The following is a 10,326-nucleotide window of genomic DNA, read 5'->3' as shown; positions in this document are numbered from 1 at the left end:
ACCCGACTCACCCCTGAACCTGCCATTGCAACGGTTGACGATAGGAGGCGGCCCACCCGGCCACCTCGGAGGCCGGCATGGGCCGGGCAATCCCATATCCCTGGGCCAGCTCGCAGCCCAAGGTCATGAGCAGCTTGCCGTGCTCGACGCTCTCCACCCCCTCGGCCACCACCTCGCGCCCAAAGGCGCGGGCCAGCCCGATGACCGCGCCGGTCAGAGTGAGATCATCATGGTCATGCAGGATGTCGCGCACAAAGGACTTGTCGATCTTGATGGTCTGCGCCGGCAGGCGCTTGAGGTAGCTCAGCGAGGAGTAGCCCGTACCGAAGTCATCCAGGGAAAAGCGCACGCCCAGCGCACGACAGGCATCCAGGCAACGGCCGACCCGCGGCAGGTTGTCGATTGCCACCGACTCGACGATCTCCAGGTCCAGGCGCCCTGGCGACACCCCCGGATGGCGCGCCAGCAACCGTTCCAGGCGCTGGGCAAAGTCGCCGCGCTGCAACTGGCGGGCGGCGATGTTGACGCTCAGTGACCAGTCGCGCCCGGACAGCTGCCACTGCTGCAACTGGGCCAACGCCTGGTCGATGACCCATTCGCCCAGCTCGACGATCAGGTCGGTCTGCTCCACGAAGGGCAGGAACTCCCCCGGCGGCACCGGCCCCTTGGAGGGGTGCAGCCAGCGCAGCAAGGCCTCGAAACCGATCACCTGGCCGCTGCGCATGTTCACCTTCGGCTGGTAGTACAGGCACAGCTCGCCCTGGCGCAGGGCCTGGCGTACCCGCGCCACGGTCTGGTGGGTGGCCTTGAGCTCGAGCTCCTGGGACACGTCGAACAGGTGGTAGCGGTTGCGCCCTTGCTGTTTGGCCACGTACATGGCCTGGTCGGCGTGGCGCACCAGGGTGTCGGCATCCTCGTCGTCCTGCGGGAACAGGGTGACACCGATGCTCGCGCTCAGGCTCAACGGGTGCTCGCGTACCGTGTAGGGCGCGGCCAGCGCCTGGAGGATGCGGCGTAACGCGGCGTCGAGCTGCTGCGGGCCTTCGATATGCCGCAGGATCAGCACGAACTCATCCCCTGACAGCCGCGCCACCGCATCACCGCCACGCAGGATGTTCTGCAGGCGTTGGGCGACCTCCACCAGCAGCAGGTCGCCAGTGGCATGGCCGTAGCCATCGTTGACCGCTTTGAACCCATCGAGGTCGAGCATGCAGACAGCCAGGGGAATGCTTTCGCGCCGGGAGAACGCCAGGGCCTGGTTGAGCAGGTCGGACAGGTAGGCACGGTTGGGCAGGCCGGTCAGCACGTCGTGCCCGACGCGCCACTGCAGGGTGTGCAGCAACTGGCGCTTCTCGGTGACGTCGAAGCGGATCGACACATACTTGCGTACCTTGCCGGTGTGCGGGTCGATCAGCGGCACCATGGTGCTGTCCACCCAGTACAGCGAGCCGTCCTTGGCCCGGTTGCAGATCTCGCCCTTCCATACCCGGCCAGCGGCCAGGGCGCGCCACATCTCGAGGAAGAAGCTCGGTTCGTGCAGCCCGGAATTGAGGATGCGATGGTTGGCCCCCAGCAGCTCCTCGCGGCTGTAGCCGGAGATGCTGCAGAACTGCTGGTTGACGTAGGTAATGCAACCGCGCAGGTCGGTTTCGGAAAAGATCGCGGCCGCATCGACGGCCGCGCGGTAATTGTCGTCCATAAACATCGCAACCTAGCGGTTGAAGCGCTCCACCAGGGCGCGCAGCCCGGCGCACACCTGCTCGAGCTCCGCGCCGCGCACGGCGGCGGCATTGGCGCGGCGCGCGCTCTGCTGGACCGTGCCCGCCACTCCGTTGATCTGCCGCGAGACATCCTCGGCGACACTGGATTGTTCATGCGAGGCCGCGGCCATCTGCTGGCTCATGTCGCTGATGCGTTGCACCGCGTGGCGGATACCCTGCAAGGCCTCCTGGGTCAGGGCGACCTGGGTCACGCCCTGTTGCGCACCCTCGATGCCCTGGCTGGCAATGCTCACCGCCTGCTCGGCGCCACCGCGCAAACTGTCGATGATCGCCTGGATATGCAGGGTGGATTGGCGGGTCTTGTCGGCTAGGGCACGTACTTCATCGGCGACCACCGCAAAACCGCGGCCCTGCTCGCCAGCCCGGGCGGCTTCGATGGCAGCATTGAGCGCCAGCAGGTTGGTCTGCTCGGCGATGGCACGGATCATCCCCGCCGCCTCGGCGATGGCACCGGTCTGACCGGCCAGGTCGTTGACCGCCTGGTTGATCTGCCCGACCGTGCCGGCCAGGCTCTGGATCGCCGCCCCCGTGGCGTCGGCCACCTGGCTGCCCTGCCCGGCCAGCAGGTGCGCGGTCTGCGCCTGCTCGGCGGTGAGTTGCACGTGGCCGGCAACCTCGCCGATCGAGGCCGCCATCTCGGTCATGGCGGTGGCGGTCAGGTCGGTTTCGGCGCGCTGTTCGAGCAACGCCGATTCGGTGCTGCGCGACAGCCGCCCGGCATCCTGGGCGGCGCCGGCCATCTGTGCGGCAAGGTCGCTCAGGCGAGTCAGCGCAGTCTTCAGGCGCGCCTCCTCGCTGATCAGGATCAGCTCCAGCTGCCCGGCGGCACCCGGCAGGTCACTGTAGGTCAAGGCCGCGACAGGGTCGCTGAAGGTGTTGTCCGCCACCTGGACGATACGCCGCAAGTGGCGTCTCATGCGGCTTTGCGCCCACAGGCCGACACCCGCGAACAGCGCCAGGGTCAGGCCTTGGGCAGGCAGCTCGGGCAACAGTTGGTTGCCGGCAATGGCCACGGCGCCCGCCAGCAGCGGCAGCGCCATGGCCCGGCCGAGCAAGGCCAGGCGCCGGGCCGGCGACAGCGCCGCCCTGCCCTCGCGCAACCGGGCATACAACGCTTCGGCACGAGTCACCTGCTCGCGGGTCGGGCGTACGCGCACTGACTCGTAGCCGATCACCTGGCCATTCTCGAGCATCGGCGTGACGTAGGCGTTGACCCAATAGAAGTTGCCGTTGCGGCAGCGGTTCTTGACGATGCCCATCCAGCTGCGGCCGGCCTTGAGGTACTGCCACATCAGCTCGAACACCGCCTCGGGCATGTCCGGATGGCGCACCAGGTTATGCGGGCTGCCGATCAGCTCGTCCTGGCTGAAGCCGCTGATGGCGGCGAACTCGGCGTTGCAATAGGTGATCAGGCTGGCCGTGTCGGTGGCCGAAATGAGCCGCTGGTGCTCGGCAAAGCTTTGCTCGACCGGATTGACCGGCAGGTTCTGACGCACGATGAGACTCCATTCATACACGGCCCGACACGCGGCCTGACAGGAGGCCAGGGGTGTCGGAACCGTTCATCCTGGATCAGTTCCAATGTCCGACAACGCTTGCACACGGGCCGGTGGATGACCGGATCGCCCTGGACGACTACTTGAATGACTGATCAATCAAAGCGGCGAATTCTACGAATTCCATCACATTTTGCAAATAAAGGTGATGAATCATGGCGTTGCGCTATATCGACATATATCGTTAAGTGCTTGATTCTAAATGGGAATTAAGCGATGACGAGAACAGGTCTAGGTCCTGCCCTGCGCCGCTACCGCAAACTGGCAGGCTTCACTCAGGCACAACTGGGCGAGCGAACCGGCTTCGACCCCAAGACCATCAGCCGCTTCGAAACCGGCACCTACACCCCCAGCATCGAGTCGTTGGTGAGCTTTGCCGAGGCGCTGGGGGTCAAGCCAAAAGCGTTTTTCACCGACCCCGATGACGTGGAAGAACAACGCGCCTACCTCTTCGGCGTCATCCATAACGCCCCTCCCAAGGACCTCGGCAAGCTGATCGCCGCCGTTGATCAGGTGCTCGCCAAACCGTGAAATCCCCCCGCGCACCACGCTAGAGCAGACTGCCCGTCAGCGCACCGCAACTGGTCAGACCGGTAAGGCCAAAAACCCTTGCATTGTCGGAAAAATCGGCGTTTTATAGCCCTCGCAGTGAACAAACCGGTAAGACCACAATAATTAAGTCCTGCACTCTTTCGCTCCGTGTGGCTTGGGGGGCAAGGACACCGACCAGAGACTCCTCCCATGCTCAAATGGTGTTCGCGTTCGATTTTCCTCCAGGTGGTACTCGGGCTCGCCCTCGGCGTGATCTGCGGCCTGAGCTTCCCCGACCTGTCCCTGCAACTCAAACCCCTGGGTGACGGCTTCATCAAGCTGATCAAGATGCTCATCGGCCTGATCGTGTTCTGCGTGGTGGTCAGCGGCATTTCCGGCGCCGGCGACCTGAAGAAGGTCGGGCGCATAGGCCTGAAGTCGGTGATCTACTTCGAGGTGCTGACCACCCTGGCGCTGGTCATCGGCCTGGTGTTCGCCTTCTCCACCGGCATCGGCAGCGGCGCCAACATCCACCTCGACCAGTTGTCCAGCGCCGATGCCGGCGCCCTGGCCGACCGTGGCGCGCACATCCACGGCACCACCGCCTTCCTCATGGACCTGATCCCCACTTCGGTGGTGGGCGCCTTCGCCGACAACAACATCCTCCAGGTACTGCTGTTCTCGGTGCTGTTCGGCAGCGCGCTGAACCTGGTCGGTGAGTCGGCCTCGGGCATTTCGCGGCTGATCAACGAGCTCAGCCATGTCATCTTCCGCATCATGGGCATGATCGTGCGCCTGGCCCCCATCGGCGTGTTCGGCGCCATCGCCTTCACCACCAGCAAGTACGGCCTGAGCTCGCTGCAGCACCTGGGCGGCCTGGTGGCGCTGTTCTACCTGACCTGCGCCGGCTTCGTGCTGATCATCCTCGGCACGGTGATGCGCCTGTCCGGGCTCAAGTTGCTGCCGTTCATCAAGTACCTGCGCGAAGAACTGTCCATCGTCCTCGGCACCGCCTCCTCCGACGCCGTGCTGCCGCAGGTGATGCGCAAGCTCGAGCACCTCGGCATCGGCAGCTCCACCGTCGGCCTGGTGATCCCCACCGGCTACTCGTTCAACCTCGATGGCTTCTCGATCTACCTGACCCTGGCCATCGTATTCATCGCCAACGCCACCGGTACGCCGCTGGCCATGACCGACCTGCTGACCATTCTTCTGGTGTCGTTGGTGACTTCCAAGGGCGCCCACGGCATCCCAGGCTCGGCCCTGGTGATTCTCGCCGCCACCCTGACCGCAGTCCCGGCGATCCCGGTGGTCGGCCTGGTGCTGGTGCTGGCCGTGGACTGGTTCATGGGCATCGGCCGGGCACTGACCAACCTGATCGGCAACTGCGTCGCCACCGTGGCCATCGCCCGCTGGGAGAAGGACATCGACCTGGAACGCGCCAATAATGTGCTGGCCAACAAACCCGGTTTCGCCCCGGCCACCCGCAAGCAGGGCCAACCCCATCAACAGGAATTCTAAGCCCAAGGCCGCCGGCGCCCCGCGCCGGCCCGGCAAGGGTAAAGATGCAGCTTCAACCAAGGAGCGAACCGTGATCAGCTCTTCGACCGTAGTCAATTCAGTGGTGGAGAAACTCCGCCAGGCCCTGGCCCGTGGCCAGTGGCGCAGCGGCGACATGCTGCCCGGCCAGCGCGAGCTGGCCGAACAGCTGGGCATCAGCCGGCCCAGCCTCCGCGAGGCGGTGATCGTGCTGGAAACCCTGGGCCTGGTGCGCTCGATGCCGGGCAAGGGTGTGCTGGTGCTCGATGCCGACGCCAGCCAGGCACAAGAGCCGGACACCATCGCCGAGGCCAGCCTGGCCGACGTGCTCGAGCTGCGCTACACCCTCGAGCCCTTCATTGCCGGGCTGGTGGCGCAATCAGCCGGCAGCCAGGATATCGGCCAGTTGCGCCTGACCCTGATGGACATGCGCGAAGCCCTCGATGCCGGCGACAGCGAGGCCGGCATCAATGCCTACATCGCCTTCCACGAGGCGCTGTTCGCGCTGACCACCAATCCGATCTTCCAGAGTGTCGTGCAGCAGACCGGCAACGCCCTCAAGCAGAGTGCCGAGATGCTGCGCAATTCGCCCGAGCACCTGGCCGCGCGCCTCAGCGAAAACGAGGCGGTGGTGCGTGCCATCCGCGAACGCAACAGCGCCAAGGCCAGCCAGCAGATGCGCCAGCACATCCTCGCCGAGGGCCAGCGCATGGGCATCGCCCTGAATATCCCGGACGACCAACCAGGCAACTGAACAAAGAAGGAGAGCGACCATGACCGCCTGCGCCCAAGCCGCCCCCCGCCTGCCTGCCCTGCTCGGTGCCGGCGAGACCCGCCTGTCGGCGGAGCAGATCTACCCCCGGCTGTTCGATGCCATCCTCGAACAGCGCCTGCCACCCGGCAGCGCCCTGCCCGAGCAGGCGCTGGGCAATGCCTTCGGCGTCAGCCGCACCGTAATCCGCCGGGTGCTCGGGCGCCTGTCCGACCAGCAGGTGGTGGTGCAGCGCCCCAGCCATACCGCGCACCTGGCCGCCCCCGACCCTGAACAGGCGCGCCAGGTGCTCAGCGCCCGGCGCCTGGCCGAGACCACGCTGATCGGCCTGGCCACCCAACGCGCCCGCCCGGCGCAGATCCGGCAGTTGCGCCAGCTGGTAGAGCGCGAGCGCCAGCACCATGAACGCGGCGAACGCTGCACGGCAATCCGCCTGGGCGGCGAGTTCCACATGAAGCTGGCGCAGATGGCCGCCAACGCGCCGCTGGCACGCTTTCTCAATGGCCTGGTACCGATGACCTCGCTGATCATCGCCCGCTACGAAGCGCCCTGCTGCGAGCACTGCGCCTGGCAGGAGCATGCGGCGATCATCGATGCGGTGGAGTGCGGTGACAGCACCCGCGCCCTGGCGCTGATGCACGAGCACTTGGACCGCCTGGAGGCCAAACTGGAACTCGATTCCAGGTGAAGCATTACTGACTGCATCGAGTGGGTGGCCATCAGCAGAATGATTGTCAAACCTGACATCCCGTCAGCGCCGACAACAGGAACGACCATGTTGAACCATCCATTCGAATACTACAGGCGTCATGCAATCGGCTTCCCTGCCGCACACATCCCCGCCCCCTCCGCAGCCCAGGCGCCTGGAAACGGTTTGCTCAGCCCACCCGTGCCCTTCGAGGCAATGAAGAGCGATGCATCCTATGTGCTGATGGACGAACACGGGCGCGTACTGTGCGTGCAACAAGATGCCAAATGGAACTGGGCCTACCTGGGCAGCTTCACCGACTATCATGAGCAGGTGCTGTATTTCGCGGTATCGTCCTCCCAGATCGATGGTAAAACCGAGCTGACGGTCGCCAACAGGGACAATTCCTGGCATCTGTTTGCCGACCACGGTCCATGGATCTATGCATCCACTCAATCCTGGCCTCATTACCATCGACTCGAGCTGCGCTTCGCCAACATGGACCCTGACACCTGCCAGTTCACACTGCTAGCTGGCTCGGATCACCAAGCCTTGGGTGCTGAAGGAGGCAGCTGGAACTACTTGCAACTGACTCCGCCGAAGCAAGCGACGCGTTTTACCCTTCACCGTTACTACGTCCTCGGCCACCACCTGGCCGATCTGATCGGCCAGATGTGGGAAAAGGCGCAACTAAACATCACCCACGAGGCCCAGGCACCCTACCAAGGTATCTCCTCTGACCACGCCATGCAGATCCTGCGCGATTCGAAACTGGCCGGTTATGAGTATCGCCAAGGAAGTTTCGACAGCGATGACTTCGCCTTTGTCTACAAGGCCCAGGCTTCGTTGGACGCCTATCGCACTCATGCCCCGATTCCCTATGCGGTCGGCTGGGTCGAAGGCTTCAACGAAACGCAAAAGCGTGGCGCGAACCTCTTCATGGACCTGAACGGTAAACTCAACATAATCGAGCCGGACAATGGAAGCATCAGATGCGCCTCCGACTGGCCTTTCACTGCCAGCAGAGTCCTGATTTAGGTTTTTGACTAGCGTTCGGCAACTTTGTACCAACCCTAGGGTCTGTACGAAATGTGTCTGCGCGAAGGCCAGACAAGGCGAAACGGGGGGAGGAAGCGGAGTGTACTGGAGTACATGAGCATTCCGAGCCCCGTTTCAACGCAGTATGGGCGAGTGCAGATACATTTCGTACAGAGCCTAGCCTTATCGGTTGATCAGACGGCCCAGGCTGAACGACACCGCGTTGACGTCCGCCAGGATCTGCACCTCATCACCCAGCGACCACTCCGCCGCCCGGGCTGCCAGGGCGGCGGGCACTCCCGGCGAGCCGCCAGGGCCGGGTGGCACGTCGTAGGTGGCGTGGGCATCGTGGGGCAACAGCACCTCGAAGCCTCTTCGCAGCGCGGCTCGGGCGGTGGCCGCCAGGCACATCTCCGAGAGCAGGCCGCCCAGGGCCAGGTGGCGGACCCCGAGCTCATCGAGCAAGGTGTGCAATCCGGTGTCGAGGAAGCCATCGTCCTCGGTCTTGAACAGCACGTGCTCGCCCGGCGCCGGCGGGAAATACAACTGCCAGCCGGCACTGTGCGGGGCATCCGGGCTGCCCGGCGCACCGTCGTTCTGCAAGAAGATCACCGCCACCCCGGCCTGGCGGGCGCGGCCGAGCAAGCGGGCGATGCTCTGCTGCAGGGCCAGGTGGCCAGGCACCGCATCGGCGCCCTCCATGAAAGCGCACTGCACATCCACCAGCAGCAAGGCATCGGCCTTGGCAACATTCATCAGCGGCTCTCCTGTTCGCGGACGCAATGCCGAGCATAGCGCAATGCCGTACCCTGTCGCCGATTACCAAAATGCCTTGGAGGGCTTATGAACTTCACTATCGCGCCAGTCGGCGCGCAACACTACGATCGGCTGGCCGATCTGTGGGAAGCCTCGGTGCGGGCGACCCACGACTTCCTGCCCGCAGGCTACATCGAGCGCCTGCGCCCGCTGGTGCGCGAGCAGTACCTGGGTTTTGTGCAACTGCGTGCCTGGGCGGACGACGCAGGCCGCATACACGGGTTTGCCGGGGTGCATGATGGCAAGCTGGAAATGCTTTTCGTCGACCCGGCCTGCCGTGGCCAGGGCATCGGCAAAGCCTTGCTGGCCCATGTGATCGATGAGCTGGGCGTACGAGCAGTCGATGTCAACGAACAGAACCCACAGGCCGTGGGGTTCTACCTCAAGCAGGGCTTTGTCCAGGTCGGGCGCAGCGAGGTGGATGGACAAGGCGATCCATTCCCGTTGCTGCACCTGAAACGGGTGGGCTGACGCGCTCGCCATGGGAGCGCGCTTGCCCCGCGATGAGGCCCTCAAGACAAACCTATACTTCGGTTAATCACCCAGCCTCTGGCCAAGGGGGCAATCCGCGTGAAATCGATCCTCGCGATGGTTCCGCTCTGCCTGCTGCTGGCCCTCGCCGGCTGCGCCGGCAAACGCCCACCCGCCCCGCCCCCGCCGCAGAACCTGCCACCGGCCGTGTGGCAGCGTATCGACCAGGACATCATCGAGGCCTCGGTCGCCGCCGCGGGATCGGCCAACGACTACGCCCGACGCTCCATGCGCGTGTGGAAGGAGCAAGTGCAGCAACGCACCGAGAACGACTTCATACCCTGGTTCACCGGTTACTGGACCCAGCAGTGGCTTACCCTCAAGGTGGCCTGGTACAAGATGAACAGTGGCAATGGCCAGGAACCTGCGGAAAAGCGCCTGGGCCTGTATCTGCAGGAACAGTACCGCGAACGGGTCATCGACCCGGTGGCCGAACAGATCAACCCCGAGGGTATCCGCGACCGCGCCAGCGAGCTGTACCTGCAACTGCTCGGCCAGCAACTGCCGACCATCATCCAGCGCTACAACGCCCCGCCCGAACAGTTCAGCCAGCGCCTCAACCGCATCCCGATCATCGCCCTGGGCCCGCCGGATGCACGCAATGCCTCGCTTTACCAACTGTTGCGGGCCAAGTCGCTGGACCAACAGCTGGCCTGGCAGTCCCTGCGCCAGCACCTACACCAACAGGCCGCCAAGGCCCCCGGGCAGACCGAGGCCGGATTGTCGTCGGTGGCCACCCAGGCCAGCGAGAAACTCGGCGCCACACTGGCGCCACGCGGTGCCGCCAGTGCTATCGCGGCGGCCGTGGGCAAGGCGGCGGGGGCATTGATCTCGGTGGCGGCAACCGGCTACGGCATCATCACCCACGACCGTGAACAGCCACAGATGGTCGAGCAATTGCGGGTGATCCTCAATGTGGCGCTGAACCAGGAATGGCAGGAGCTGATGGAGAATCGCCAGAGCGGCGCCATGGCCGGGGTGTATTACCTGTCGGGGCAGGTGGAGGACAGCTTGCTCGGGAGCCGGTCACAGGAACCGTTGCTGATTCGCCTGCCGCCATGACCCCGCGCAGGT

10 protein-coding genes and 1 pseudogene are annotated in these 10,326 nt (G+C 64.7%); 7 read left to right on the top strand and 4 right to left on the bottom strand.

The window, feature by feature from the left end:
- Nucleotides 1-7: 7 nt before the first annotated feature.
- From CCOS191_RS08905 to CCOS191_RS28690, 3 genes and pseudogenes are all read right to left on the bottom strand, one after another.
- Nucleotides 8-1,699 carry a putative bifunctional diguanylate cyclase/phosphodiesterase gene (locus CCOS191_RS08905; protein WP_046854879.1) on the bottom strand — a complete coding sequence of 564 codons (1,692 nt, stop codon included), beginning with the start codon at nt 1,697-1,699 and terminating at the stop codon, nt 8-10.
- A gap of 12 nt (nt 1,700-1,711) precedes the next feature.
- Nucleotides 1,712-2,821 carry a methyl-accepting chemotaxis protein gene (locus CCOS191_RS08900; protein ID WP_442963669.1) on the bottom strand — a complete coding sequence of 370 codons (1,110 nt, stop codon included), beginning with the start codon at nt 2,819-2,821 and terminating at the stop codon, nt 1,712-1,714.
- 174 nt (nt 2,822-2,995) lie between these two features.
- Nucleotides 2,996-3,277: pseudogene (locus tag CCOS191_RS28690) on the bottom strand (PAS domain-containing protein); the annotation flags it as partial.
- 276 nt (nt 3,278-3,553) lie between these two features.
- Here CCOS191_RS28690 and CCOS191_RS08895 point away from each other — a divergent pair.
- The 5 genes from CCOS191_RS08895 (at nt 3,554) to CCOS191_RS08875 (ending at nt 7,905) form a co-directional block, all read left to right on the top strand.
- Nucleotides 3,554-3,868 (top strand): helix-turn-helix domain-containing protein, encoded by a 315-nt coding sequence (locus tag CCOS191_RS08895; RefSeq protein ID WP_046854877.1) that lies wholly within the window; start codon nt 3,554-3,556, stop codon nt 3,866-3,868.
- Between the two features lie 210 nt (nt 3,869-4,078).
- On the top strand, nt 4,079-5,389 hold the full coding sequence (locus CCOS191_RS08890) for a C4-dicarboxylate transporter DctA (protein ID WP_046854876.1): 1,311 nt from the start codon (nt 4,079-4,081) through the stop codon (nt 5,387-5,389).
- A 70-nt stretch (nt 5,390-5,459) separates the two neighbouring features.
- A complete protein-coding gene (locus CCOS191_RS08885; protein ID WP_046854875.1) occupies nt 5,460-6,161 on the top strand; it encodes a FadR/GntR family transcriptional regulator in 702 nt (233 codons plus the stop codon).
- Nucleotides 6,162-6,180: 19 nt separating this feature from the next.
- The gene (locus tag CCOS191_RS08880; protein ID WP_046854874.1) at nt 6,181-6,867 is read left to right on the top strand and encodes a GntR family transcriptional regulator; all 687 of its coding nucleotides are present in this window, start codon (nt 6,181-6,183) and stop codon (nt 6,865-6,867) included.
- Between the two features lie 87 nt (nt 6,868-6,954).
- A complete protein-coding gene (locus CCOS191_RS08875) occupies nt 6,955-7,905 on the top strand; it encodes a lectin MOA-related protein (protein WP_156177522.1) in 951 nt (316 codons plus the stop codon).
- Between the two features lie 183 nt (nt 7,906-8,088).
- On the opposite strand, the gene CCOS191_RS08870 is transcribed toward CCOS191_RS08875, so the two are convergent.
- The gene (locus tag CCOS191_RS08870; protein ID WP_046854872.1) at nt 8,089-8,661 is read right to left on the bottom strand and encodes an isochorismatase family protein; all 573 of its coding nucleotides are present in this window, start codon (nt 8,659-8,661) and stop codon (nt 8,089-8,091) included.
- A gap of 87 nt (nt 8,662-8,748) precedes the next feature.
- Between CCOS191_RS08870 and CCOS191_RS08865 the strand changes: the two genes are divergently transcribed.
- Together CCOS191_RS08865 and CCOS191_RS08860 are read left to right on the top strand one after the other, a co-directional pair.
- Nucleotides 8,749-9,192, top strand: coding sequence for a GNAT family N-acetyltransferase (locus tag CCOS191_RS08865; protein ID WP_046854871.1), 444 nt, complete (start codon nt 8,749-8,751; stop codon nt 9,190-9,192).
- A 117-nt stretch (nt 9,193-9,309) separates the two neighbouring features.
- Complete coding sequence (locus tag CCOS191_RS08860; RefSeq protein WP_046854870.1) at nt 9,310-10,314, top strand: hypothetical protein; 1,005 nt, start codon at nt 9,310-9,312, stop codon at nt 10,312-10,314.
- Nucleotides 10,315-10,326 lie beyond the last annotated feature (12 nt).

Origin of the sequence: Pseudomonas sp. CCOS 191 (assembly GCF_001007005.1) — a bacterium.
GTDB lineage: Bacteria > Pseudomonadota > Gammaproteobacteria > Pseudomonadales > Pseudomonadaceae > Aquipseudomonas > Aquipseudomonas soli.
This window is presented reverse-complemented; position numbering and strand designations above follow the sequence as displayed.